21 protein-coding genes are annotated in these 25,980 nt (G+C 54.6%); 13 read left to right on the top strand and 8 right to left on the bottom strand.

Annotated features, from left to right (window positions below; genetic code table 11):
* The first annotated feature begins 348 nt into the window (after positions 1-348).
* From NLK60_RS19455 to NLK60_RS19430, 6 genes are all read left to right on the top strand, one after another.
* The gene (locus tag NLK60_RS19455; RefSeq protein WP_254810939.1) at positions 349-3,132 is read left to right on the top strand and encodes a PD-(D/E)XK nuclease family protein; all 2,784 of its coding nucleotides are present in this window, start codon (positions 349-351) and stop codon (positions 3,130-3,132) included.
* Entirely contained in the window at positions 3,129-6,077 is a 2,949-nt protein-coding gene (locus tag NLK60_RS19450) for a UvrD-helicase domain-containing protein (RefSeq protein ID WP_254810938.1), read from the top strand. Before NLK60_RS19455 ends, NLK60_RS19450 begins: the two co-directional genes overlap by 4 nt.
* A 146-nt stretch (positions 6,078-6,223) precedes the next feature.
* A complete protein-coding gene (locus tag NLK60_RS19445) occupies positions 6,224-6,592 on the top strand; it encodes a hypothetical protein (RefSeq protein ID WP_254810937.1) in 369 nt (122 codons plus the stop codon).
* 786 nt (positions 6,593-7,378) lie between these two features.
* A complete protein-coding gene (locus NLK60_RS19440; RefSeq protein ID WP_254810936.1) occupies positions 7,379-8,602 on the top strand; it encodes a Cdc6/Cdc18 family protein in 1,224 nt (407 codons plus the stop codon).
* Positions 8,603-9,048: 446 nt separating this feature from the next.
* On the top strand, positions 9,049-10,122 hold the full coding sequence (locus NLK60_RS19435; RefSeq protein WP_254810935.1) for an ABC transporter ATP-binding protein: 1,074 nt from the start codon (positions 9,049-9,051) through the stop codon (positions 10,120-10,122).
* Positions 10,115-10,900, top strand: a complete 786-nt coding sequence (locus NLK60_RS19430; RefSeq protein WP_254810934.1) for an ABC transporter permease — start codon at positions 10,115-10,117, stop codon at positions 10,898-10,900. The genes NLK60_RS19435 and NLK60_RS19430 overlap by 8 nt, the downstream gene beginning before the upstream one ends.
* Before the next feature lie 43 nt (positions 10,901-10,943).
* Here the strand turns inward: NLK60_RS19430 and NLK60_RS19775 are convergent, their stop codons facing one another.
* Complete coding sequence (locus NLK60_RS19775; RefSeq protein ID WP_425499101.1) at positions 10,944-11,126, bottom strand: DUF7511 domain-containing protein; 183 nt, start codon at positions 11,124-11,126, stop codon at positions 10,944-10,946.
* A gap of 436 nt (positions 11,127-11,562) precedes the next feature.
* Here NLK60_RS19775 and NLK60_RS19425 point away from each other — a divergent pair, with 436 nt between their 5' ends.
* Positions 11,563-12,810 carry an FAD/NAD(P)-binding protein gene (locus NLK60_RS19425; RefSeq protein ID WP_254810933.1) on the top strand — a complete coding sequence of 416 codons (1,248 nt, stop codon included), beginning with the start codon at positions 11,563-11,565 and terminating at the stop codon, positions 12,808-12,810.
* Positions 12,811-12,973: 163 nt separating this feature from the next.
* On the opposite strand, the gene NLK60_RS19420 is transcribed toward NLK60_RS19425, so the two are convergent.
* On the bottom strand, positions 12,974-14,239 hold the full coding sequence (locus tag NLK60_RS19420; protein ID WP_254810932.1) for an FAD/NAD(P)-binding protein: 1,266 nt from the start codon (positions 14,237-14,239) through the stop codon (positions 12,974-12,976).
* A 102-nt stretch (positions 14,240-14,341) separates the two neighbouring features.
* On the opposite strand from NLK60_RS19420, the gene NLK60_RS19415 reads away from it, so the two are divergent.
* From NLK60_RS19415 to NLK60_RS19400, 6 genes are all read left to right on the top strand, one after another.
* Positions 14,342-15,616 carry a GTP-binding protein gene (locus NLK60_RS19415; RefSeq protein ID WP_254810931.1) on the top strand — a complete coding sequence of 425 codons (1,275 nt, stop codon included), beginning with the start codon at positions 14,342-14,344 and terminating at the stop codon, positions 15,614-15,616.
* Positions 15,570-15,824, top strand: coding sequence for a DUF7511 domain-containing protein (locus NLK60_RS19770; protein WP_425499100.1), 255 nt, complete (start codon positions 15,570-15,572; stop codon positions 15,822-15,824). Before NLK60_RS19415 ends, NLK60_RS19770 begins: the two co-directional genes overlap by 47 nt.
* A 163-nt stretch (positions 15,825-15,987) precedes the next feature.
* Entirely contained in the window at positions 15,988-16,245 is a 258-nt protein-coding gene (locus tag NLK60_RS19410) for a hypothetical protein (RefSeq protein WP_254810930.1), read from the top strand.
* A complete protein-coding gene (locus tag NLK60_RS19405) occupies positions 16,242-16,439 on the top strand; it encodes a 30S ribosomal protein S14 (protein ID WP_254810929.1) in 198 nt (65 codons plus the stop codon). Before NLK60_RS19410 ends, NLK60_RS19405 begins: the two co-directional genes overlap by 4 nt.
* Positions 16,440-16,685: 246 nt before the next feature.
* On the top strand, positions 16,686-16,838 hold the full coding sequence (locus NLK60_RS19840; protein ID WP_484555232.1) for a C2H2-type zinc finger protein: 153 nt from the start codon (positions 16,686-16,688) through the stop codon (positions 16,836-16,838).
* Positions 16,839-16,992: 154 nt separating this feature from the next.
* Positions 16,993-18,267 (top strand): hydroxymethylglutaryl-CoA reductase, degradative, encoded by a 1,275-nt coding sequence (locus tag NLK60_RS19400; protein WP_254810928.1) that lies wholly within the window; start codon positions 16,993-16,995, stop codon positions 18,265-18,267.
* A gap of 589 nt (positions 18,268-18,856) precedes the next feature.
* On the opposite strand, the gene NLK60_RS19395 is transcribed toward NLK60_RS19400, so the two are convergent.
* The 6 genes from NLK60_RS19395 to NLK60_RS19765 form a co-directional block, all read right to left on the bottom strand.
* On the bottom strand, positions 18,857-19,810 hold the full coding sequence (locus tag NLK60_RS19395; protein WP_254810927.1) for an alpha/beta hydrolase: 954 nt from the start codon (positions 19,808-19,810) through the stop codon (positions 18,857-18,859).
* 405 nt (positions 19,811-20,215) lie between these two features.
* Complete coding sequence (locus NLK60_RS19390) at positions 20,216-21,268, bottom strand: zinc-binding dehydrogenase (RefSeq protein WP_254811111.1); 1,053 nt, start codon at positions 21,266-21,268, stop codon at positions 20,216-20,218.
* Between the two features lie 613 nt (positions 21,269-21,881).
* Positions 21,882-22,157, bottom strand: coding sequence for a hypothetical protein (locus NLK60_RS19385; RefSeq protein WP_254810926.1), 276 nt, complete (start codon positions 22,155-22,157; stop codon positions 21,882-21,884).
* A gap of 309 nt (positions 22,158-22,466) precedes the next feature.
* The gene (gene uvsE, locus NLK60_RS19380) at positions 22,467-23,384 is read right to left on the bottom strand and encodes a UV DNA damage repair endonuclease UvsE (protein ID WP_254810925.1); all 918 of its coding nucleotides are present in this window, start codon (positions 23,382-23,384) and stop codon (positions 22,467-22,469) included.
* Positions 23,385-24,047: 663 nt separating this feature from the next.
* Complete coding sequence (locus NLK60_RS19375) at positions 24,048-24,326, bottom strand: DUF3006 domain-containing protein (protein ID WP_254810924.1); 279 nt, start codon at positions 24,324-24,326, stop codon at positions 24,048-24,050.
* Between the two features lie 44 nt (positions 24,327-24,370).
* Entirely contained in the window at positions 24,371-25,912 is a 1,542-nt protein-coding gene (locus NLK60_RS19765) for a lamin tail domain-containing protein (RefSeq protein WP_425499099.1), read from the bottom strand.
* Positions 25,913-25,980: the final 68 nt, after the last annotated feature.

Raw genomic sequence — 25,980 nt, 5'->3', positions numbered from 1 at the left:
CCCAAACCAACTGAAGAATACTACCACATAGTGCCACTACACAACAACACCAACCAGCAACACCACACAACAACACTGACCAACACTACTTTACAACAACACTGTCCAGTAACACTGAACAATAATACTGACCAAACAGAACAACCAACATCTTTCGCGAATACTACCGGATAGATGAACCAATCAAAATCTACGATACACCCAGTTGAACACCGAATAAGAATGTGCGCCGATTATTTGGCAGCCAGGTGATTAGTTTCGAATTGCGAGAGTAAACAGATAGTGGGGTGATACCGGAGTAGGGCTAACACACAGACTTATTGTCCAATGACACAACAGATAGCTATTGTGTCACTCAAACAGTCGAAACCCATCGATCGACTGTACCAGGACGTTGCCGACTACGACCTTGTCATCGTACCGGATTCACCCCTCGCCGATGCACTCAATCGCCGCCTCGAGCGACCGCACTTTGGCCCGTTTGCCATCACCCCACGACGGCTGGCAACCCGACGTCGAGAGACAGCTGAAGATCGGACGGCATTTCTCGAGGTGATTGAGAAAACCGATTTCGACTGGAAACAGATCGCACACACGGTCGGCAATATACTGCAGTGCTGGGAGTATCAGGGAAACGCGAGTGCAATCCTCGCGTACGAGAGATACAATACCCCTGTCACACGAACGGTCGTCGATATCCTCGAGTCGATAGACACCTCATCAGGATTGCTAACGGAGTATCAAATCGATGGTGAAAAACACGGATCCGTCGCCGTCGTCGGTGAACAACAGTTAACCACGCTCGAGCGGACGATTCTTCCCGAGTCATACGATGCAATCGAGCGTTTTACCGACGATACAATCGATATGGCGCCGTTTCGAATCTTCGACTCGCCCGCAACGATCATCGACACGGTTCTCGAAACGGTAACAAACGAAACTGCTGACCGGATAGCGATCGTTCTCGATGCCAACAGCGAGTACTCGCCGCTCATCGAGTCAGCACTCGAGAACGCAGAGATCCCGTACTACGGTGGACCCGGTTTTATCGATGATCCTAACCACCGTGCACTCATCCAATTGCTCCGATGGACGACCGCTGGGTCTGATACCCGTATCCGAGCCGTGAAGTCGCTACTTTCGTGTCTCGGTGCCAACGTCTCGGTCGAACACGAAGAAAAACGAGTCTCAGCGGTCGATGACCCGAAAGTAGAGTGGCTTCGTGAATTCGCCACTCGTGCAGAAACGATGGACTTCGAGTCGGTCCTCGAAGCCTACGAAATGCAGACGGGCCATAAACTCGAGACGTTTCGAGAAGAGCTCGCTACGTTGGGCCTCATGAAAAAACGCGTCACCCCCGCACGAATCGATCAGCTAACGTTTTATTTCGATACCTACGAAGTGCCCATCGATAGAGAAAACGAGGGAGTACTGCTTGCCGATGCGCAATCGGCATCGTTCGTCGACCGACCGCTCGTCTTCTTCCTTGGACTGGATGACGGCTGGACACACGACTCGCCAAACCGGCCGTGGGTCGACAGCGATGCAGAGTACGAACGAAACCTCGCCGGGTTCCAGTCACTCATGCAGAGTGGGGTCGAGCAATACTACCTCGTGCGAGATGTTTCCGGTGGGACGCCAGTAACTCCCTGTCTTTACTTCGATGCACTGCTCGAAAACGACTTCGAACGCTTTAGCGAACTCGATTCGATTCAACATACACGTCCGGAACGCCCGACAAAAAACGGTTTTCAACGGGAGTCACTGGATACGAACATCGAACCGACACAGCTCACGACGATCAGCCAATCGAGTCTCAACACGTACGCCAATTCCCCGCGAGACTACTGCTTTGGCCGACTCGTCGATTCACCCGATAAACACTATTTCGTCGAGGGAAACCTCTTTCACGACTTCGCAGAGTTCGTCGTCTCGCATCCAGAGTGGGTGACAGACGATCGAATCGATGCGGTTGTCGAGTTACTGATCGAGAACACACGCCCGTTCCATCGGCAGGTTGACCTCGAAACACGTCGGACAGAATATCGAGTTGGACTCCAGACGATTGCCACGTACCTCCGGGAGAACGTGCCGGACTCGACGTCGTTCGTGACCGCCTCGAGCGGATGGGGAACGAATCAGGTGGCAGCCCATTTTGATCGGGAGGTCGACTCACCAATCGCCGAACGCTGGTTCGAAGACAACGACCTTCGATTGAAGGGAAAAATAGACCTCATCCAGTCGCCGACGAATCTGATCGATTTCAAAAGTGGCCAGAAACGATCGGCTACTCAGGTGACCAAACGGGCATCGATCACTGAGCCAAGCGATCAACCGAACTTTCAGGCGCTGCTCTATCTGACCTACTGGCGACGCCAGCAACCCGACTCGACCCTCGAGTTTACGTTTTTCCACTTTCTCGAGACCGTCGATGACGTTATCGCCGGCGATGCCTCCCTCGAAGACTGTCTGGTAACGATTACGTATCAGCCAGTCTCGTTCGAAGCGTACGTCCAGTCGCGAACGGTTTTCGACGAACTGTGTACAGACGCGTCGAACGCCTGTACCAAGACGTTCTCCCAGACCAGTTACGAGATCTATCGGTCGGTGTGTGAAACACACGAGGTCCCTCGCGCTCGCGATGCAGACCAAATGGCAAAGACACCCTTCGGCGAGGCACTACTGGCGGAACTGATCGACGAAGTTGGTGACTACAAGTACGTCAAAAAAGGGTGGAAGCAGGCGTGCAGGCACCTCTGTAGGTATCGGAAAGAAGGGTTCTTTGCCGGGGACCTAGACGAGTTTGAACGCTTCGTCGGCGAGGAGCTCGAGGCGTTGAACCGATATCGCCGTGGAGACGAACGGTTTCCTATCAACGGCCGTGCCGGCGAGCCAAACTACCGATACGTGAACAACCGCGATATGTTGTTGACAGAACCAAGAGCGTTGGGTCGTTCGCGACCCGAAGGTTCGAGCTCTCGCACAGATACCAGGTCTCGTGAAGATTCGCGCTCACCGAATGAACCGCTGTCTCAGACCGAGTCGAGTGCACGAGCGAAACGAAACGAACGGGGTCGACACCAGATTCCAAACACAAATCGTACCGACAGTGATTCGGAGGGGGTACGATGAGTCGATCGAACGACGAATCCGGGGCTGAATCGACAACCGCCCCAAGCCCGAACGAGACACAGCGAGCCCTTATCGAACAGACCGATGGCCTGTACCTGGTGGATGCAGGTGCTGGAACCGGGAAGACATTCGCCGTGACACGTCGGTATGCAAATATCGTCGCCCAGGACGACATCGAACCCGAGGACGTCCTGTTGATTACGTTTACGCGAAACGCCGCGACGGAGATGAAAGATCGTATCGTCGCCAACTGTGACTACGACATGCGAGCGCTCAACGACGCACCGATTCAGACATTTCACAGCCTGTGTAATGATATCCTGGAACAACACGGCTTTCACGCACCCTCGTTCCTCGGCCTCGAGGGCGCAATCACTGGTTCGACACAGATCCTCGAGAACGACATGGTCGAACGCGAGTACTTCCGGGAGTTCATCACCCGCTTCAGTGACGACCACCCCAAATACGCCGACGTATTCCGCTCTCTTTCCACGACGACGACGCTATTAGGGCTGGTCAAAACACTCGCGTCGAAAGGGATCTTTCCGACCGCCGATGGCTGGTATCGGGACGGTCGAGACGCACTCGAGGGCGATTTTTCGGCCTTCATGGAGGAGTTTTCGGGCGTGAATCGACCACGAAACGACGGCAACAAACAATCCGTCCTTCGGTCACGCCTCGGTCGGTATGGGCGAAACAAGTGTTATCTTCCGGACGCCCCGGACCGGGGCGAACTCCGCGGAGACTACGGTTCCAAAACCGTTCCTGAATGGGTCGCCTCACGGGCATTCGATAGTGATCGGAGCCATCTCATCGACTTCATCCACGACGTGTACGTCGAATACCTCGAGTTCGCCCTTGGTCGCAACTATCTCAACTTCTCATTTCTCCAGTTGTTTGCGTTCGTATGCTGTTGTGAGGACGGTGACCTCCGTGAGACGCTCGAGTTCGAGTACGTCATGATCGACGAGTTTCAGGACTCGAGTGAGATCCAGTTCAAACTCGCCCTCTTGCTCGCCGGAACGGACAACCTCTGTGTAGTCGGCGATTGGAAACAGAGCATCTACTCGTTCCAGTATGCGGCGATCGAGAACATCACCGAGTTCGAACACCGCCTGCAACGATTTGCAGCCGAGTTAAACACTGACGCTGATAGAGTAACTGACGTCGATAGAGTATCATTCCCGCTCGAGCCAATCACGACGATCGAACTCGAACAGAACTATCGATCGACGCAGTCGATTCTCGACTTTGCCGAACACGCACTCGTCACACCGGGCAGCAGTCGTGAATCGATCGACGCGGAATCGGTTCTCGAGCGTGTCGTCTCACTGGTTTCGAACACCAAACACGACCACTCACACATCGAGGCGTTCCAGCATCCCGACGAACACGAGGCGATTCTCACGAAGATTCAGACCATCGTTGGGAACGAAGCCTACGCCATCGAAGTCGATGGCGAACTCCGGCCACCGACATACGAAGACATCGCGGTCCTCACGCGAACACGTGATTTCGGTCGCGACTTGCTCGAGACAGCGCAAATCTATGACTTCCCGATGGCGTACGAAGGCGGAGTCGAGATTTTCCGAACCGACCAGGCGAAACTCCTGTTGGCCTGGTTACGAATCCTCGACTCGCGGGCCGAACGGGGATGGGCAGTCGTTCTCGAACGAGCTGGCTATACGCTCGACGAAATCGACTGGATGCTCGAACGCGAAGAATATCCCTCGGCGATGCTGTCTTTTCGGGACGAACTGGCAGCCGTCGATACCCTGGCCGGCGTCATTCGCCGGGTATTCGGCCGCTATGGATACGACACCGCAACTGCGGATGTCGTCCTGACGACTGTCCAGTCGATTCATCGTTCGACGACGATGACCCGCGGCGACCTCGTCCGAATCATCGAGCAGGGTATCGAAAACGGCTATACGCAGGAAGTTCAAACGACGGCCGGTTCGAACGCAGTTACCGTACAGACGATTCACGCTGTCAAGGGCCTCGAACATCCCATCGTCATCCTCGGAAATATGAACAGTCACAAATTCCCGCCATCCGGCGGGAGTGATAGGACGATCACGTACACTGAGACGACAGGCGTTCGCCAACGAAAACGGTACAGCGACGCCAACGGCGCTCCACATATTTACGACAACTGGCGAACGGACGTCCTTCGACAGTGTCAACCGACCGAATACGACGAGGAGCGTCGGTTGCTCTACGTGGCGATGACCCGAGCGAAAGATCATCTATTGTTTGCCGCCGGTGACGATCCGAACACCTTCCTCGAGTCGTTGCCTGTCGACATCGAACCACTCGAGCCGTCGGTTTCTGTCGTCGAACCTGATGATGGAGGCGATTCACCGCTCACTGTCGATGTACCCGAACCAATAGGACCCGCTGGCTACTCGCCACATTCGCTCATGGACGACAGTGTCTACGAGGACGTCTCTGTAGACGATGTTCGAGAAGACGCTTTTGCGGATGAAACAGCGGATGTCGGACGGGGAACGGAATTCGGTTCGCGCGTACACGAATTCGCCGAAGATTACGCGCTAGGGAGGGACGTTTCGCCCGAAAATGCCGACGAGAGACACGTCAAAGCCTTGCTCGATTCGCTAGCCGGTACAGTACGTGTCGAAGAACGCGCGTACTTGCCACTCGAGGAAGATGAAACTCGCGTAACCCTGTCCGGAATCATCGATCTGGTACACGTGACCGCTGCAACAGTCGAAATCATCGATTTCAAGACTGATCGTACCCGTCGTGCGGAGTCAGAATACCGGATCCAACTCAGTGTGTACTACCACGTTCTCGAGGACTGGTTCAGCGATCGATCGGTGTCCGCCTCGATATATTACACCAGAGATGGGACTCGAGTCGAAATCGACCCGCTTTCGAAGGAACAACTCGTTGAACTGGCCTCGAAAGTACAGAACAGTTAGAGAGGTGACTGGGTGAACTGTTGTGGAAGGCGAATATGGATGCGAGGAGTGAGAAGAACGGTGTGGGAGATTCGAGGTTCAGATTGGATGATGGTTGGATTATTAGTTACCCCACATTTAAAATGTTATCAGGTTGTGGGGTAACTATGGGCAGAGACGAGCGCCGATCGAAACCAAATGCGCCGGATCTTCCAGCCTACGTACTGGACCCGCTCGAGAAACAGTCGCCAGAAAGTCTCGAGAAGGTTGCGGCGTACGCCGTCGAGCTTGCGGGGTGGAAACGAGACCAGCATGAGATAGAGCGGAAGAAAGAAGCAGTCGATCCGGAGTCACTCGAGGAGCTACACGAACGAAACATTTCGACTGACCCAGACGACTACAAAGACGTTCCGACGAGTGGGTCCTATATCACGATCAAGGAAACGAAGCCTGGGTACCACTACTACTATTGGCAGTGGCGTGACGGCAATTCCTGGAAGAACGAGTATATCGCACCGGTTAATGAGGGAAAGTGATCGGGAAGGCTAGGGAGGTGAAGGCTGCTGGTCGAAGTGTGTTGATAACGGAGTGTCTTGGCTAAGCTATTGGAACGGAAGTTACTGGCTATTGAAACACTACTTAGTATAACACTACTATCTGCAAGTTCTATCTAGTTCTAGTACTATACTAGTAGTCTAGAAAGACGGGTACTGAAAGACCCACCCACTACTTCCGCTGTTAGAGAGACAAACAACTGCATCATCCTATGTGGGTTAGAATTCTACAGTTATGATATGCTAACTGCGGAACCAGTGGGTGGGTGAGGGTGATATTGGATGTAATTAGTGGATCTCGAGGTGATTCACGTCGCCCAAACGAGACAGTGTAACACGATTGGAGCAGTAGGGGACACACACCTCCGTCGCGTTTGTAACAGTGTAAGTGTGGGGGGCTAGGTAATTGGAACACACCTCTGTCGCGTTTGTAAAACCAGCCCTATAATCCCTATAATCGCGAAAATCGGGGTAATTCCTCACCCCACCCCTCTCTTTTATCCGTTACATCCGCGACGGAGGTGTGTGTGTCTTCGATAAATCTAGCCAAATTCCCGCCTCCCCCACCCTATCTCATCTCGTTACAAACGCGACGGAGGTGTCCGTGTGCCTGCTCAATTCTCTTTACATCCGCGAAACTACTTCCTCGTACTATAATTCCAATATTACTCGATTTAGCCTTCGTTAAGACGCCTTGACGATGATTTACAACCGCGAGGCACCTCCCATAGCTTTATCATGGTAGGCGGAAAAGACCGGAACAATCGAATGTCAAACACACACGAACGTGATCCGTTGTTCCAGTACGACGATCCCATCTTTGCCGATGAGCGATTACTCGAGATCACGCACCTCCCCGGACCGGACCGTATCGTCGGTCGCGACGACGAAATGAAAAGCGTCGCTGAAGCCCTCAACCCTGCTATTTTTGGCAGCCAACCCTCTCATCTCTTTATCTTTGGCAAGACCGGAACTGGAAAGTCACTCATCTCGAGGTCGGTCACCGAGCGGGTGGTCTCTGAGGCGTCGAACGACGGTGTGGACGTCGAGTATGCGTTCATCGACTGTGGTGAACAAAATACGGAAGCCTCCATCGTGAAAACCATCGGACAGAAAATCAACGACCCCGAAACGAGTGGTGTGAGTATTCCAGACCGGGGACTCGGTACTGGTGATTATTACAAACGGCTCTGGAACTGCATCGATGCGTGTACGGACGTTACGCTCGTTATCCTCGATGAGATCGACATGCTCGAGGACGATGAGGTCCTTCGAAAGCTCTCGCGCGCGGGTGAAAATCGTCGGATCTCCGAATCGGCGATCGGGATTATTGGAATCTCGAACAAGATCGACTATCCGGACCAGCTCTCCGAACGCGTCAAGTCGAGTCTCTCTCGTGACGAACTCGTGTTCCCGCCCTACGACGCGAATCAGCTTATTAATATTCTGGACAAACGAAAAGACGCGTTCCACGATGGGGTCGTGACCGATGACGTGATCCCATTGACGTCTGCGCTTGCCGCTCAGGAACACGGTGATGCACGGAAAGCCATCGATATTTTGCGAAACGCCGGTCGGCTTGCGAAAAAACAGGGTGATGCAAACGTCAAGGAGCGCCACGTTCGAGCCGCAAAAGAGAAAACGGAAGCTGACCGATTCTCTGAACTCATCGCTGGCTCGCCCCAGCAAGCTAAAGCGATCCTCTACGCGTTGACTATCCTGACCGAAAATAGTACTCAGGACGAGTTCCCGACGAAAATCATCTACAAACAGTACCAACAGGTTGCTCGAAAAGTCGATCTCGACAGCCTTTCCGAACGTCGGGTACAGGAGATTCTGCAAGAACAGAACTTCCTCAACGTCATCCAATCAGAGCGAGAGGGGCGTGGACGCGGAAAGGGGTCACACGCGAAACACCGCTTACTCGAGGATCCAGAAATAGTCAAAAAGGTGCTGTTGCAGGACTCTCGACTCGGGGAACTCGCGTCCTGACGGCACGTCTAGTAGCCATTGAAACGCAACGGTATCTGTGAGGTATAACAGTGTGCGTATATCTGTGACGGTGTGCGTACATTTGTGGGCTGTGAGTACATTTGTGACGGTGTCAGTGACGTGTCTTTATATATGGTAGTCCTGATATGGGGGCTGTGACTTTGCAACGCTGTGGGCGATCGATTAAATCTCTAACATCATCTGACACGGTCCAGTATGGCGATTTCCTCCTATTACAATGTGTGTCACTCTAGCACTTTTACCCGTCTCAGTTACAAACGCGACGGGGGTCCCCCCGTCCGGGTGATGTGTGGCTTCCGATCGGGAGATGTGTAATCTCTACTACCTCCTGAGGCAGGTTATCTTCTAACAACTGGTCACCAAAATCCTGTTGTGGTACACGACCCACAATTCTAACCGCTCTCACAATAATGGAATTAGGTGAGATGGCTCAGATTACACTCGAGGGACTCACAAAGGATTACGGAGAGGTCGTTGCGAACGACGATGTGACGTTCGACGTCGAATCAGGCGAGATATTCGGCTACCTCGGTCCCAACGGTGCTGGGAAGACGACGACGATTCGAATGCTCATGGGTTATATTTCCCCAACGGGAGGGGGTGCTCGAGTGCTCGGTGCTGATTGTACCGAGGAGGAGGCACTCATCGAAGCCAAACGAAAGATCGGCTATCTACCGGACGATCCCCAGTTCGACGAGACCGCAACAGGCTGGGAGATACTCGACTTACACGGCGCTATCAAAGGAAACGAACGGGAAGCCGAACTGATCGACCTCTTCGATCCTCCACTCGAGCGACCGATCCGAGAGTACTCGCATGGAAACGTTCGAAAACTCGGGTTGATCACGGCATTCATGCACGACCCGGAGTTGGTGATCCTCGATGAGCCGACGGGTGGTCTCGATCCGTTAATGAAACAGCGATTCGCCGAGTTTCTCCGGGCTGAACAGGAACAGGGGCTTACGGTGTTCTTTTCGTCGCACAGCCTGGGGGAAGTTCGACGCCTCTGTGACCGAGTCGGGATTATTAGAGGGGGCTCGCTCGTCACCGTTGAACCGGTCGAGTCGTTGCTCGACAGAAGTGGGAAAGTCGTCCGTCTCGTGGCAACGTCACCGATTCCAGTATCGGTTTTCGAGGAATCTCTCGAGGGTGTGTTCGATCTCGAAAAAGGACACCGAGGAAAAATCTCCACCCAAGAATCAACGCCGCCAAAAGAGCAAGCAGAAACACCAACAATTTCGTCAAAAGAGCAATCAGAGACTCCAACACAAGACACTGAGAACCCTTCCGGAGATTCGGATACCAATACAGAGTCCAACTCCTACCGCGAATACACGTTCACGTACACCGGTGACGTGAACGAATTACTCTCACTCCTCGAGGAGTACGATCTGCTCGATTGCACGATCGAGGAAGCTCCACTCGAGGACGTCTTCTTGCGTTTCTATGGTGGTGCTGATACTGCCAGTGATATTCCTCGAGGTGGTGCCGATGTTTGAGCTCGCCCTTTATGAGGCCAAAAACCGCGTCAAAGGCGGAATCTACCTCTCGATAGGTCTCTCCATCCTTGCGGCTTTTGTCATCTGGGCGTACCCGTCGTTCAGTGAGGCGTTCGAGGACGACGAACTGCTCGAGGCGTACCCGGAACAGATTCTGCAACTGTTCGATGTCGAAACGATGGCTTCTCTCGAAGGATTTCTCGCATTTGAACTATACGTCTTTGGCTGGGTAATCCTCCTGGGGCTATACTTCGCGTACGCGTGTTCGAGTATGATCGCAGACGACGTGGACCGTGAACGGATGGATATCACCCTCTCGTTACCGATCTCTCGATCGAGTGTGGTGTTGCAAAAATACCTCAGTATCCTGGTACCGATCACCCTGGTGAACGTCCTGACGCCGATTGTGGTCTACGTGGGGGCGATATGGATCGACGAACCGATTCCGGCCGTGGACCTCCTCGCAATTCATCTGCTCTCGATTCCGTATCTACTCGTCTGTGCCGGGATTGGATTGCTCGCATCGGTCGTGTTCGATCGGGCGAGTATCGCCCAGCGTGTTGCACTCGGGGTTACCTTCGGTCTGTTCATGCTCGAGTCATTGCTGGTGGGCACCGATTTCGAAGCGGTCGGGGTGATCGCCCCGATGCGATACTTCGATCCCAACGAGATTCTCCTCGAGGGTACGTATAACCTCGAGGGTGTCGCAATCTTACTGGTGATGACTGCGGCTCTCGTCGGTGCGAGTCGGTTGTGGTTCTCTCGCGTCGATATCTGAGTGTCCTTCCAAACGTCGACGAGTGAGCCGAATCCGACAACCGCTATCGGGACTTCTCGAGCGACTGGAAGCTATCTCCGGTGGCACGGATCCACGACTCGGTTCGATGAGGTCCGATGACTGTCGGTGGATACAGCGTACAGATCTCGAGACTATTCCGACACTGAACGAGTGCATACAGCGTGGATACTGGTCGGGAATCAGGTTGTGTTTCAGCTGTCTTCATTCTGATCGTCGTCGCTTGGGTTGGAACGCCCCTGGGCGTCTACTGATATGTAACCAATTCTCGCCTCGTGTTATTAAATCTACTGCCCCAGATAACAACTTTGAATATTATGGGTGGATTGTTTCCTAACAAGTCTGGAGATGAGACCAACCCCGTATTGCGGACACGAGGCCGATTACGAACCTGAGAGCCGTTTCTCAACGATCTCGATCATCGTATTTGACTTGTTGTCGACGAACTTCTCGCTACTAACGGCCAGAGACAGAAAATATATCGACATCATCGCTAGCAGACTCCCACATATCGACTTCATCGCTTGTCACCTTCCACTCGCCCACTCCTGGATGAAACTGAACCACAGCTCTTGGTTTCACCCGTTAGTGCAAGATCGAGAAATCACTAAGGAGCCTGCAATTTTCTTCAGGGGGTGCTAAACGTGTTCCGGGAGACAGATACTGATGCCACCATCACCATCGTCGGTGGAGGTATTCACGGGGTTCATCTTGCTGTCCGGCTCCTGGAGGCTGACCTGGTCGATTTACCTTCGTTAGACATTATCGAGCCGATCGGACTGCTCGAGGCGTTCCGCCAGAAATGCGAGCAGTGTGGCATGGCCGAACTCAGATCGCCATACGTCCATCACGTCGATACCGACCCGTTTTCGCTCAGAGATTTCGCACGCGCTCGAGGCCGGGAAGACGAACTCGTCTCGAGTACGGTTGGTGCTGAACGACCGACGACGTCACTGTTTTTCGATCATGCAGCGTGGGTTTGCAATCGATACGATCTGGAATCGTCGCTGGTAAACGCTCGAGTCACTGCTATCGAACCGGGCTCGTGGTCCGTCGACATTGAAACGACTGCAGGTCGACGGACCACCGAATACTGCTTCCTCGCTATCGGACACGGTGGGTCGTTCACGTATCCGACGTGGGCGGCGGATATCCATTCGACTGAACCGGTAACACACGTCTGGGAGCCGGGTTTCGATCCCGCGTCGATCGACCAGGCCGCAACTGTTGGAATCGTTGGGGGGTCCATCACCGCCGCCCAACTCGCAACGACGCTTGCACAACCGGGCCGAGAGGTGGTCTTATTCGCTCGAAGCCCGTTTCGCGTCGAGGCACTCGAGGCGAGCACCGACTGGATGCACTTCTCTGGCGTTTCCAAGAAGCTTCAGGAACACCCACCGGCCTCTCGTGCACGCGAAGAGTTGATCGTCGAGGCTCGATACGACGGTACGATGCCGCCGTACGTGTTTCGCCGACTAAAGCGGGCGCTCGAGCGTAAGGCGATCGAACTCGAGCGGTCGGAGATAGCGGTTGCGACTGAAGCTGGTGGTACGGTCGTCGTCACTTGCCAGGACGGCAGCGCGTTCTGTCTCGACAAACTGGTCTGTGCGACCGGGTTCGGGTCGCCCTACGAGAGCCATCTGTTTCGACAGCACCGTCAGGAATCGACACTGCAGACTGGGTACCGTGGTGCACCTGCTCTCGAGGACGAGACGCTCCGTTGGCTCCATCAGAATGGAACACCTTCTCGGATATCGGTTTCGGGCGTTGGTGCACAGCAAGTCCTTGGCCCTTTCGCCCGAAACGTCATTGGCGCGAGACGAGCGGGAGAACTTATCGTCGATTCGCTCGAGTCTGAACTCGAGGGTGAAAACCCGAGCCTAACGGTGTGAGCGAAATCGCCTGTACTCTCACGTACAACTTTCGTCGAGCATTCTTTCTCCTGGCAACGGGGATCGCCGAACGTTCTTTCTCCTGGATACTGTCGCCAGGCATTTGTTCCACAGATACTTTCGCCGGACGCATTATTCTGTAGCAGAATATCTTTCGGACCGTTCAATGGGACACTTCCGTCGCCCGTACCGATTCGCTTGCAGCGTCAGTTCGCGAACGAAGGCTTCGCGTGATGGCAGTGGAAATTCGATCTCCTGCTCGTCTGGCTCCCGGTATGTTTGGCGCGTACGGACCTACCGTACCGAGCGCGAGAGCACCGGTCACGTACAACGGAACGGCTTTACCCCCTTCACGCTGCCAGGCCAGGCTGTTGTCGTCGAGAATCGGCATTCGTCGATACCCTCGAGCCAGTTCTAGTTCGTCCGCAATCCGCTCGACGAAGGGGTGGTCGAACACCGGTTCGAACCCGGTCGCAAGGACGACACGATCACCGAGGAGCCCCAACCCGTGGTCGAGCGTAAGCTGTACCGTTCCATCTTCAACCGTTGCGGACTCGACCGTTCCCTGCGCAAGCGTGAGTACGCCTTCCTCGGTTCGGTTTTCGATCTCTCCGTAGAGATACGGTGGAATCGTCGCCGTGTTCCGTGCGTCCATTGCCACGTCGAACCGTTCGCTCGAGCCCGGTGGGTGGCTGTGCAGGTTTGCTTCCACGTGCGACCAGTTGATCCACGGTGGCTCTGCCTCGGATACCTCCCACGTCAGGGGGTGTCGCGTGAGCAGGCCCACCGATTGGGTCTCGCTCAATTCGATCGCGAGTTGTGCAGCGGTAATGCCACCGCCGACGACGAGGGTTCGATTGACCGATTCGCTTGGATCGAACCCATCCCACACGTGATCGACACCGTCCATACTGACCGCCCAGTCGGGCCATCTTTGGCGCCCACCGTTTCCGATTGCCAAAACGCAGTGATCGGTTTCAATAGGGCCTGTCGTCGTCTCGAGTCGAAAGCCTGTCTCACCCGAGCGTTCGTAAATATTCTCGACGAGGCCCTGACGGTGTATCGACTCGAGGTTCTTTCTGTCGATGACGTAGTCAGCATAATCCAGAAACAGCTCGAGCGACGGGCGCGGGGGGTAGTCAACGGTGGGGACGAGTTCGTCTTCTCGGTCGTTCGCCTCAGCGAAACTCTCGAGACCGAATGGCTCAGTTCCGATGTGATGAACGAAGGTGGACCGAAGTTCGTCCATGCCGCAGGCTGCGGACTTTTTGCGAAACGAGGAGAGCAATCGTTCGTGTGGGTCGACGATACAAACATCCCCTCGTTCGAGTGTGGCGTCTTCGATGAGACGTTGGGCGAGGTACGTACCGTGGATTCCCCCGCCGATGATGGTACAGCTGTATTGTTGGGTTGAGTGCGATGTCGTCATACGGATTCGGTCGGCTCGTACCGAAACCACTCGCCGGGAGTTAATAAGAATTATGTTGTAGATAATAACTTATATTACTCTGGGGAGTATTGTTGCCAACACATGGCTGAACAGACGATCCCCGTGACGGTCCTTTCTGGGACACTCGGCGCCGGAAAAACGACGACACTCAACCACCTGCTGCGCGAAAGTGACGACAGAGATCTCGCAGTCCTCGTCAACGATATGGGCGAGGTGAACGTCGACGCGGATCTCGTCGCTGAGTCCTCCGATATCTCGACAGAAGAGGAGGAACTGGTCGAACTCTCGAACGGCTGTATCTGCTGTGAACTGCGTGGTGACCTGCTGGATGCGATCGGCGGACTCACGCGCAACCGTGACTTCGACGCGATCGTCGTCGAGTCGACGGGCGTCGCCGAACCGCTCCCCGTTGCACAGACGCTCACGCTTGGGTTCGATCAATCGGATCTCGACCCCACCGAGTTCTACGAAGAAACCGGCATCGAACCGCTCGAGAACTGTCATCTCGATACGGCAGTGACGGTCGTCGATGCCCACCAGTTCCACGAAGCGATGCAGTCGGACGAAATCCTCGACGACGACGGGACGGAAAAACACCTCGGCGACTTGCTGGTCGAACAGGTGGAGTTCTGTGACGTCCTCCTGTTGAACAAGTGTGACCTCGTCGACGAGGAGACGCTTACCGAGATTGAAAATACGCTCGAGATCCTCCAGCCCCGTGCCGAAATAATCCGAACGAAACACGGCCGAGTAAACGTCGACGAGATAATCGACACCGGTCGGTTCGATTTCGAGGAAGCGAGTCGGTCGGCCGGCTGGATACAGGAACTTCAGGAGCCGCACGAATCGGCGGAAGAAGAACACGGCGTGACTTCCTTCGTTTTCGAGGCTCAGCGACCGTTCCACCCCGAGCGATTCGCGGAGTTGCTCGACGCCTTCCCAGAGAACGTCGTCCGATCGAAAGGTCACTTCTGGCTTGCCGGGCGTGAGGAAATGGCACTGATGTTGAACGTCGCTGGTCGCTCGATTCGCGTCGCGCCTGCCGGAAACTGGATTGCGACGCTCCCACCCGAGGAGCGCGAAGCACAGTTCGAGGCGTACCCCGAACTCGAGGAGAAGTGGGACGAACAGTGGGGCGACCGCGGCAGTCAACTGGTGTTGATCGGCACCGAAATGGACCACGAATCGATTCGTGAACACCTCGAGCTCTGTCTCCTCACTGATCAGGAGATGAACGCTGACTGGGACACGTTCGAAGACAGATTTCCGACGTTCGAAATTCCCGACGAAGACGAAGCAACCGAAGCGGATGCTCCGGAGCAGGATGGACAGGAAGAAATCGGACTCGCCGATTGAGTCATGGCAACGGAACCAAGGGAGAACCGAACGACACTCGCTCTCGACCCTCGAGCATCCTGTGCTGGAGTGTCGCGCAGTTGTCGAACCGATGGAGACGGGAGTCGATCTGTGTACGATTTACTCGGTCGCCTCCGGGGATGCGTCCGAGCAGATGTGGATCACCGCCAGGGAAGGCTCCTATTGCACACTCGAAGACGCTCGGTAGCCAGGAGCGCTACTCGAGAACACCCGATGCACGCTACTCGAAGGCGCTCGGTAATCACAGCTTGGCATCGAAACCCACGAGGTCACAAAACCCTGTTGTGGAGCGCGGTAATCCCAAATTGTGTTCGACAGGAGAAGACGTCCTTAACCTAATCAACCATACAATGTCAACGACATTCCAAACGGCAGTGAAAAAGAACGTATCGCGAACCCAACGCTACGAGGCAATCGATTCTCTCGTCAGGTCAGGGGAAACGAAGAACCTCTCCATCTTGGTCAAGATGGGTGGAATCCGCGGGGAGTTCCGACGCTATGCACTCAATGGATTGGCCAACTGTAATGCAACGACATTACTCGAGGAACTCGCCGAGGATACGACGATCGAATCGTCCTTGCGGCGGCGGGCGAGTGAGTTATCATGACCGCCGAGACTGCAACAGACTCTGCGGGCAGAGCCAACGATGGTACCGGTCCCAATAGCGGACAGACCGGAAATCAACGTGTCTGCAGGGACACTGGCAGAGAACAGGGATTGGTCGGCAAGTACGATATCTGGCTGTGCCGACAGTCATTCCGTGAGATGGCTCGAGACATGGGCTTTCGAAAGTACGACTGATCGGTCAAACCTATAGTAGCCAGTGAAAGTCATTGCACACCCTCTCGCAAGCGGGTGTTTCGTTCGGTGTGTAAATCGTTTCACTGCCTACTATAGTTCGATGACTCTGTCGTCGGACTATTATCGTGACCGGCCGCCCGCACGCGGTGTGACAATCAGCACTAATACTTTATTAAAACTTACCGGGTTAGAGTGTCTAATTCCTAGTAACCGTTTTAATGCAGCAGGACCTCAGTTAATAACGTAATGGGATACACTTGCTCAAGCTGTGACGCTGAATTCCAGTCGGCAGCTGGCGTCACCCAACACGTCGCGCTGCATCACAACACCTGCGCCGAGTGCAACGAGAAATTCGATGCGGTAGACGATCTTCGTGACCACATTCATCAAAATCACTGAGATGACGAGCCGATAATCGGCCCCTTTTGGTCCCGAAAGAGCGTGTCATAGAAAGCTTCGCACGGACTTTGAAAACGATCAATACAGGTCGTGTACACATCGGGTAGAGGGGCAGAATCAGATGAAATATTTGTATGGGCTTTGACCACAATGTATGGACTCGCGCATTCCACGGTTCTACGACAAGTCTCTAGGGAAACGGCGTCAAATCGTTGCTGATCGTTGTTCCATTTCTGAAGACGCCTATGAGGCATTGATAGATACTGATGAGCGTGATCTCGGAGCCGTAGAGCGACTCAGTGAAAATGTCATTGGCGCAATCTCGTTTCCACTGAGTGTTGCGACGAACTTCAGAATCGATGGAGATGACAGACTGATTCCGATGGCTATCGAAGAAAGCTCTGTCGTCGCAGCGGCGTCATACGGCGCGAAACTCGCCCGGGAGACTGGTGGGTTCACGACCTCCACCTCCGGCCCTTACATGATCGGGCAAATCCAGGTGCGAAATCTGAGCGATCCACACGGAGCAACGTCGCGGGTTTTCGAACGAGCCGGTGAGATCCGTGCGAAGGCAAACGATCAGGGCGTTCTCGTCTCACACGGTGGTGGATGTGAGGACGTAACGGCTCGTGTCGTAGACACACCCAACGGAGAGATGGCGGTTGTACATCTCGTCGTGAACGTCCAGAATGCGATGGGAGCGAATGCGGTGAATACGATGGCAGAGGCTGTAGCTCCCATGATCGAAGACGTAACTGGTGGAGAGACCATATTATCTGTCCTGTCGAATCTTGCTGATTGCCGCATAGCACGAGCACGTTGTACTATTCCACCGGACGTTCTGAGGAGTGAGAAACGCGCACTTTCTGGAGAAGCCGTCAGGGATAGAATCGTTGATGCATGGGCGCTTGCTGTCGGCGATCCGTACCGCGCAGCAACACACAACAAGGGGATCTTCAATGGAATGGACGCATTAGCGGTAGCAACAATGAACGACTGGCGGGCAATCGAAGCCGGTGGCCACGCTTTTGCTGCCCGAGATGACTATGGCCCGCTTTCAACCTATGAAATCGACACGGAAGGAAATCTCGTATGCAGTATTGAAGTCCCCGTCCAAGTGGGTGTCGTGGGTGGGGCCACTCGGAACCATCCCGTCGCCAATGCGTCGATGGAGATATTAGATGCGAACTCAGCTGAACAACTCTCCGGTATCTTTGCCGCCGTGGGACTTGCTGAGAATATTGCGAGTATGCGGGCGCTGGCTGCTGAGGGGATTCAAGCAGGCCACATGAAACTCCACGCAAAGAATGTCGCCATCGAAGCTGGTGCACCTGAAGAGTTGATCGACGAAATTGCGGCCCAAATGGTGGCAGACGATGACGTACGGGCAGCGCGTGCTCGTGAACTGATTTCTGAGTTGAACCGTTGAGTTGAACCGGTGTCTATCGTTCGATACGCAGCCGTATGTAGCGGTTGGTTTCGGCCTGTACATGAGAAATAAACGTGAGTGCCGTGCTGCATACATCCTCTCTACTGATCGTTGTGAACGATTCTATGACACCCTCCCCGAAAGGTAGTACCGTCAAAATAAAAACCAAGGCATTTTCGGCCCTGTTGATTCCCAATAGATGACAAGTAGCGCCTACTGCATATAGAGGATGGATACAGTAGACTGACGTATTTTGTTCCGAGCGATTCGTAGCAAACCACGAGAACAATAGATACACAGACTGAGTACGTACAACCAGTCAGTGGGAGTTCATCGGCATGGTTTCACATCAGTTCGAGAAGCGGTCGGAGTTCGTCGAAACTCGGCCTCTCACCACTTCGTGAGGGTATCGGTTCCAGCGGATGTATCGTGCCTCTTCCAATCGGGGCAGATGCAAGTGATAATCTTCTGATCCGTCGGCTCGATCCAGTATGACATCGTGTAGGATCTGTCAAATAACCTCGTGCTAGCCCCGTGGAGCCGCCGGACGGAAACAGAGCCCTTTCACTTATGACGCGACGGCGACCGGTCAGGCCGGGGCTGTCGAGGAAAGGTGGGTGTCTAGGAAATCGAGCTGGTCGTCGACCACGTCCTCGAACGCGTCGAGGAACCCGTCAAAGTGACCGATGGGGTAGCGGCGCAGCTCGCTCTCCGGCGCACCGTCGGCGGCCCGCTCGATCGCCCCCAGCGGCACCATCGTGTCTTCGGTCCCGAGGCAAAATAACACCGGGCAGCGGACGCTGGAAGCCTCGCGCACCGGTCGAATTTCCGCGATCAGCTGGCTCGGCTTCGCGAGGAACTCGTTTCGCCAGCGCGAGTCTTCCGCACAGACGGCATCGAAGCCTGGCTCCGCCTCCGCGTGATTCAACACGGCTCTCGACCCGGGTGGCCCCGTAACGGCCATCCGAATCAACCGCCGGCCAATTGCGGCGCGCGCTGCAGCAGCTACGTACCTCACGTTGTTGCCCAGCCCGTACTCCCGCACAAACCCGAGCCCGTCGAGCATCGGAAACATCGAGATGACCGCTTCCAGCCGGTCGTCGTCCGCGGCGACGGGGAGGACGTGCCCCCCGCTAAACGAGTAGCCCCATGCTGCGATCCGGTCGTCGTCGATCCCCTCGAGGGTTCGAGTGAACTCGATTGCGGCGTCAAAGTCCTCGCGCTGGCGCTGGTAATCGATTAGCTGACGGGGCTCACCGTCGCTGTCTCCGAGGTGACGGAAGTCGAAGGACAGCGCCGCGATCCCCGCCTCCGCGAAGCGTTCGGCGAAGCGAGGCACTCCGTCGTGGCGAGTCAAGCTGAAGCCGTTTCCCATCACGACACAGGGGGTTTCGTTCTCGCCTGGGTCGTCGGGGTGATACAGCGTGGCGGCGCACTCCTCGTCGGTCGAACGGAAGTACAATTCCTCAGATACGTCCGGGGTGACGTCGTCGGTTAGATCGGTTTCTGTTTTTTCATCTCGGTCCGAAGGTGTCTCTGTCATGGATTTTCCCTCTGTTGACGAGAATTTATTCGATATTTACGGCACCTGCCACTCACTTCCGCCGAATGAGTACTCGGGTGTATCCGTGAACATCATATCGTTGGATGTTAACTATGCACAAGGCATTCGGAACAAACTATCCCCATCATAATATATATTACTTAAGCATCAATGCATATAATTCGCGTCGCGAGCGGAGGCATCAGGTCCACAGTGAGATATGCACAATCAAGACTCATGCTTTGAATTGGTCATCCATGGATGGAGGAAATGGAGATTTCAATCGAAATTTGCTCGCGAGATAAGCGCCGACTATTCAACAAACTCTGTGTGAACTCCCGAATCGCTGTTACTAGGGGCCTGCTGCATCCAGAGACTGAAGCCCAGTTGCTGGGTGCTGACTATTCATTCGAAATGAATTAACGGCTTGATTATATCGTCCGCCTTCTCGTCCATCATTCGGAACGCTTCTTCGATCTCGTCAAACTCGAACTCGTGGGTTGTCATTTTCGTTGGGTCGACGCGGTCGTTTTCCAGAAGTCGCAAGAGTCGCTTGATACGCAGTCGCCCTCCTGGACAGAGGTCGGTCACGATACTGATTTCGGCCATACCGACTCCCCACTCTTCACGTGGAATATGACGATATTCACCGTCACCGTGATAGCCAACGTTAGAAACAGTGCCACCTGATTTAACGACCTTGATAGCATCCTGTAACGTTTGATCACTGCCGAGGGCTTCGATAGCAGCATCGACGCCCACCCCGTCAGTCACGTCCATTATCTCTTCCACCGCATCTGTTTCTGCGAAATCGACGACGTGGTCAGCACCGTACTCTCGAGCGAGTTCTTTTCGTTTTGGGACGGTTTCAACGGCGATGATTGTTCCTGCCCCCTGTAGAGACGCTCCTTTGGTTGCCATCAATCCAACCGGGCCCTGTGCAAATATCGCGACCGTTCCACCGATTGGGATGTCTGCGTTTTCCGCCGCGGCGAATCCCGTGGACATCATATCCGTCGTGTACAACGCCTCGTGATCGCTTACCTCGTCGGGTATGTGTGCAAGGTTTCCATCGGCATCGTTCACGTGAACGTACTCGGCGAACGTTCCATCCTTGACATTTGCGAATTTCCACCCGCCTAACGCGCCTTTTGACTGGGATGGGTGACCGTCTTGTGCTTCTTCGGAACTCCAATCCGGTGTAATCGCACCGACAGCCACGCGATCTCCGGATTTGAAATCAGTGACACCTTCTCCCACTTCTTCAACGACGCCGACTACTTCGTGTCCAAGGGTGAGGTTTTCTCGATCCCCGATTGCACCGTGGACAGTGTGACAGTCTGACGTACAAATAAGTCCCTTCGTGGGCTTGAGGATAGCATCACCCGGCCCGAACTCGGGACGCTCTTTTTCGGTTAACCCGGTTTCCCCGATGCCGTCCATTACGAACGCTTTCATTGACATGCATCACTGCACACGGTGGCCCAAATGTTAAATCCTCCACAGGAAATTTTGTAATTCTCTACAGCTGTTTGTTTCTCCGTCTCAACTTCCATTTTTATCTGAATGCAAGGGCGAGGCCACAATTTCCCGAGAAGAAAACGGGTTCCCAGAGGACGCCGGTCTCAACCCCGATTACTCGGAATCAAGGAGAATGTCTACGTTCTTGTCGACCTGCTGTGAGCGAAGTACCCGTTCGACGCTAGCTCGAGTTCTCAGGTAAGTCGAACCACCCCGATCCGTAATCGAGGAGGTCTTCATCGACGATCGAGCCACACTCTCGACAGCGTGTTTCGTGGTCGCTGGGAGGAGGCCTCCACCGCACTCAGGGCACGATATCGTCGTTCGCATTGTTTGTTCTGCGTCTCGAGTGTGATCGTTCGATCGTCGACAGCGACCGCCTTCCTGAGTGGAATGAGTTCCAGGTGCTAGCTGCTGACTATGAGGTGGACCTACTCCAATGAGACCAACTTTCGGACGCTGGTGAACATCCCCGAGTTAAAGCCCCGGGAAATGGATCATTCACTGGGTTCCCCGACCTCATCAATGAATCCACAACCGATCTCCAAACCTACTGAACAGCTGCCATGATCGCTTCCAGCTCATCTTTTCGGAACGATGATGGTGCTGCTTCCAGATTAGCCTCTTCTACAACACCGATTTTCCACAAGATGCCTGCCCTCATTTCTGCTTTCGGAGGCAGACGCCCGCTCGTATCAATCTCATACCCCACTGTATCACAAACTGCTTCGAGGTCCTCTTTCGTGAACACTGGCGATCCCTCTCGTTCAAATCGACCTACCGCTACCCTGATTGCATTTCGTAGTTCATCGACGGTTTGTGCCATGCCTGTCACGAGACACGCGTATACTGTCTTTGTTCCGGTCAGAAACTCGTGTATTGACAGTGGCCTCGGAGCCAGAGAGATCATTCAGTTATTACTAAATGAATAGCACCATGGTAGCACAATATCCAGATCAATCTGTGGAAGTGGTTGCTCAAGGCAGGTAGGCGACGTAACATAATAGAGTCTGACCCATACGTCAACTGGTAAAAGCAGCGTGTAGTATCCAAAGGATGTATACATCACGGGAAGATTCGATTATTTCGTACCTTTTCCACTGAATACACTGTTAGAACGGGGATGCGTTCCCGGCTACGACCTACCGACGATGGGTTCCGTTCCGTCTCGGTACCGAAGCAACGCTCGCTCCTTCGACTTGGCTTCGAGCATCACGTCCGCGCCATCGAGAAGCCAGTCCGGAATCGAAGAGACGTACTCGGCGTGTGCCTGAGCACGTGCGTCCTCCCCGTGCAGCCGTGCAGGCTCTGAGTAGTGAGCAATCGGCAGCACGTCGCCCCACGTTTGCGCGGCCAGCTCGAAGGCCTCCCTGTACGTAAGCCCCCGACTCGTGAACTGGTGGTGATGGTAGTCGAAGACGATGGGAACGTCGAGCGGTTCTGCGACTACCTCGACTAGCTCGGGGACGCTCCAGAGCCCTTCTTTGTCGTCGTTCTCGACGGTCAGGCGTTTGCGGGCAGCGGGCGAGAGGCGGTTCACGGCCTCCCGGAAACGAGCGGCCGTTGCCTCCTTGTCGTTGTAGTGGGCTCCGATGTGGACGTTGATGCTGTAGTACGGCGTTTGAGGAAGACCGATCAAGTCGAGCCACGAGCCGTGGACTTCGAGGTCGCGAATCGAGTTATCGACGGTCTCCGCTGACTCGCTGGCGAGCTTGCACCAGTGACTCGGATGAAACGTAAATCGCACGTCGTTGTCTCGAATAAGTCGGCCACATTCGTCGGCGATTCGGGTAATTTCATCGTAGTCCGGCAGGTCGGCCAGTTCGAACTGGGAGTTCCACGGTACCAACTCCGACGTACAGCGATAGAAGTAGATGTCGTGGTCTACGTTCCAGCGCAAAATCTCGTACAGGTCGGAGAAGTTCTGAACAGCGAGTTCGGAGGCATAGTCCGGGCCCCGTGACTCCCAAGTCTTCCGTTGCATTCCACGATTGCATCGTAGCGGTGGGTTGCGCTCTCTCAACGTGAGATTCATACAGGCATAGCCCAGCATTGAAGTAGTATTTGATTGGTGCTCCACGAGAATAACAACGCTGATACACCCAAACCGTCAGGGCAGAGGTCAATCTGCGGAGAGACGGCTGCACGACCGTTTCCGGGCTCTGGGCTTGGATCGTATTTCGTCCGACTGGGGCGCTTTAGGGTCACCAGGTCATCGCCGTCCTGATACTCGATCTTGACACATCTGTTTCTCGAGTGAAGTGACTGCTGAATATCTCGTTTGTAGCCATTTTCCCGATGAGGCAACTGTCTGTTCACCCCGTCACCCCTTTCGGGGTCACAAACCGTCTTGAGCGAGTATTCAGTAGTCTTAGTCACCGAAAGGAAGGTCCCATCTGGAGCCGGAACGAGTCCTGTGCGGGTCTCGAGGTACTGGGCGGAGTGTTTCTCCAGCCCCAGAATCAATGGAACGGATTCAGGATACTGAGGGACCCACCCACCCCACTATTTCCGATGTTAGGTTGATGGGTTCAGTGCCACGCGCTTTTGTGCTATCTAGTTGCAGCCTTTGCTGCCCCATTCGTTCATCCATGCGCTGAGGCCTTAGCAGACTTTCATCCTATCAGTGCCCTCTGACCGACATTTTCTACAAGCCTGACTCCTGATTGCAGCCTCGAGCCACAATGTAGTACCGCATCAGTTATGATGACTCCAACTACTCCTCTCGATCGGAGAGCCGCTTTGACAGTCGATCCAATTTTGACTGTGCGGACTCACGGCGTCGCCGTGTTTCGTCAGGGAAATACGCGATCGAATCTACTTCTCCGGTCTCGAGCATTACGGACACCACGCCACCGTCGTTCCGTGCCCGTTCTGGCACCCGATCGACGGGTAGATCGAGTTGGTCGACCACTTCACCGTCTTCCTCGAGCAAGATCACCGCTGTCTCACCGTTGACGATTCGATCAACGACGCCGGTGTACGTTCCATCCATCCTCATCATCCGAGTACAGGCGCTTGAACGTCATCAAACAGGGGCTAAGCAGTAATCGAACTCGTTTCCTCCTCGTCGTTATCACTCGGTTTCTCCTCAAGGAGTTCGAGTGGATCACTCGAGAACGCGTCGCTGGATTCCACCTCGATCGTCTCTCCATCGGTCGTCACGACGATATCGCCATGCACACCCGTCCAGTACGTTTCGATACCATAGTCGGCAAGGCGCTCGAGTACCTCATCGTGTGGGTGGCCGTACTGAGAATCGTACGCACTCGAGATGATCCCGATCTCTGGGTCAACGGCGTCCATGAACGCCTCGGTTGAGGAGGAAGCCGACCCGTGGTGACCGACCTTGTAAACGTCGGCCTCGAGCTGGCTCCCCCGCTCGTCGACCAACCGTGCTTCCATCCCTTCTTCAATGTCGCCCGTCGCGAGATACCGGACGTCACCGAACTCGAACGCTAACACGATTCCGAAATCGTTGAAATCTCCGCCGGAATGGCCTTCGGGTGGGTTCAACACTGTGGCCGATACGGTATCGTCGATTGGCAACTCATCACCCTCCTCGACGACGAACAGATCGACGTCGTCCTCGTCGACGGCATCGAGATAGTTGTTGTACGTAGCGGATTCGGATAGGACGCCGGGATCGTAGGCAGCGCCGATACCATCTTTTTCGGTTTCGTAGTATTTGATCACGGCCGCGTGGCCACCGATATGATCTGCGTGTCCGTGGGTTGCCACCAAGTGATCGATCCGATCGACGCCCTGGTCCTCGAGATAGGCAATCACGTCCGCCCCGTCCTGTGGCCAATCCCCGCTATCGATCAGGATTGTCTCTCCTGCTGGCGTAATGAGCAACGTCGCATCTGTTTGCCCAACATCGATATGGTGGATCTCGAGTTCACCGTCAATATAGGCAGGCTCTGAATCTGAGTCGTCCGGTTCCGAGTCCTCTGCCGTGTCGGAGTCGTCTGTATCATCACTGGCTTGGTCGCCGTAGGCGTGTTCGAAGACGATTTCTCCGTTCTGATCAACTAACGTCACGACGTCACCGCTTCTCCTCCAAATGTTGACGCCATAGCCCCAGTAGAGGTCACTCGCTGTAGCGTCACCCTCGCCAGTCCAGATCGTAACGGTGGCACCTGATTCGAGGACGAAATCAGTGGGGAAGACAAATGCCGAGAGACCGCTATCGATCTGGACACCTTCGCGATCACGAAGTTCGAATCCCGAGAAATCGATGGCTTTCTCCCCTGTATTCTCGAGCACAACGTACTCTTCATCCGGCGAAACGCCCTCGACATTCCACTCAGCTACCGTTAGCGAGTCGGCCAACGTCGAGGAGTCTGCTGTCTCTTCATTATCGTCAATCGTCTCCTGGTCGCCATCGTCTGGTTCCCCGTCTGAATCATCGTCACCGCCATCGTCATCTGCAGAATCATCGACGCTATCTCCATCGGGCCCGAGTCCGCCGTCAGCCCCGTTCCCATTTCCGTCCCCATCCGTCTCACCTGCACACCCGGCGAGAACCAGCATAAGGGCCACGAAAATCACGAGGATCGCCCGTTTCTTACTGGTCACTTTCGAGCGATGGGCTTGAGTGTTCCGTCAATGTCGTCGATCGCGTTGTTTGCGCTGTCTCTCGACTG

Source organism: Natronosalvus amylolyticus, from assembly GCF_024298845.1.
Lineage (GTDB): Archaea > Halobacteriota > Halobacteria > Halobacteriales > Natrialbaceae > Natronosalvus > Natronosalvus amylolyticus.
The sequence above is the reverse complement of the archived record's forward strand: the minus strand, read 5'-3'. Positions and strand labels throughout refer to the sequence as shown.

Bases quoted from the DNA above. Each gene is read 5' to 3' on its own strand.
- NLK60_RS19450 (WP_254810938.1), top strand. From the start codon at position 3,129: ATGAGTCGATCGAACGACGAATCCGGGGCTGAATCGACAACCGCCCCA.
- NLK60_RS19445 (WP_254810937.1), top strand. From the start codon at position 6,224: ATGGGCAGAGACGAGCGCCGATCGAAACCAAATGCGCCGGATCTTCCA.
- NLK60_RS19440 (WP_254810936.1), top strand. From the start codon at position 7,379: ATGTCAAACACACACGAACGTGATCCGTTGTTCCAGTACGACGATCCC.
- NLK60_RS19435 (WP_254810935.1), top strand. From the start codon at position 9,049: ATGGCTCAGATTACACTCGAGGGACTCACAAAGGATTACGGAGAGGTC.
- NLK60_RS19430 (WP_254810934.1), top strand. From the start codon at position 10,115: ATGTTTGAGCTCGCCCTTTATGAGGCCAAAAACCGCGTCAAAGGCGGA.
- NLK60_RS19775 (WP_425499101.1), bottom strand. From the start codon at position 11,126: ATGAAGACAGCTGAAACACAACCTGATTCCCGACCAGTATCCACGCTG.
- NLK60_RS19420 (WP_254810932.1), bottom strand. From the start codon at position 14,239: ATGACGACATCGCACTCAACCCAACAATACAGCTGTACCATCATCGGC.
- NLK60_RS19415 (WP_254810931.1), top strand. From the start codon at position 14,342: ATGGCTGAACAGACGATCCCCGTGACGGTCCTTTCTGGGACACTCGGC.
- NLK60_RS19770 (WP_425499100.1), top strand. From the start codon at position 15,570: ATGCTCCGGAGCAGGATGGACAGGAAGAAATCGGACTCGCCGATTGAG.
- NLK60_RS19410 (WP_254810930.1), top strand. From the start codon at position 15,988: ATGTCAACGACATTCCAAACGGCAGTGAAAAAGAACGTATCGCGAACC.
- NLK60_RS19405 (WP_254810929.1), top strand. From the start codon at position 16,242: ATGACCGCCGAGACTGCAACAGACTCTGCGGGCAGAGCCAACGATGGT.
- NLK60_RS19840 (WP_484555232.1), top strand. From the start codon at position 16,686: ATGGGATACACTTGCTCAAGCTGTGACGCTGAATTCCAGTCGGCAGCT.
- NLK60_RS19400 (WP_254810928.1), top strand. From the start codon at position 16,993: ATGGACTCGCGCATTCCACGGTTCTACGACAAGTCTCTAGGGAAACGG.
- NLK60_RS19395 (WP_254810927.1), bottom strand. From the start codon at position 19,810: ATGACAGAGACACCTTCGGACCGAGATGAAAAAACAGAAACCGATCTA.
- NLK60_RS19390 (WP_254811111.1), bottom strand. From the start codon at position 21,268: ATGAAAGCGTTCGTAATGGACGGCATCGGGGAAACCGGGTTAACCGAA.
- NLK60_RS19385 (WP_254810926.1), bottom strand. From the start codon at position 22,157: ATGGCACAAACCGTCGATGAACTACGAAATGCAATCAGGGTAGCGGTA.
- uvsE (WP_254810925.1), bottom strand. From the start codon at position 23,384: ATGCTGGGCTATGCCTGTATGAATCTCACGTTGAGAGAGCGCAACCCA.
- NLK60_RS19375 (WP_254810924.1), bottom strand. From the start codon at position 24,326: ATGGATGGAACGTACACCGGCGTCGTTGATCGAATCGTCAACGGTGAG.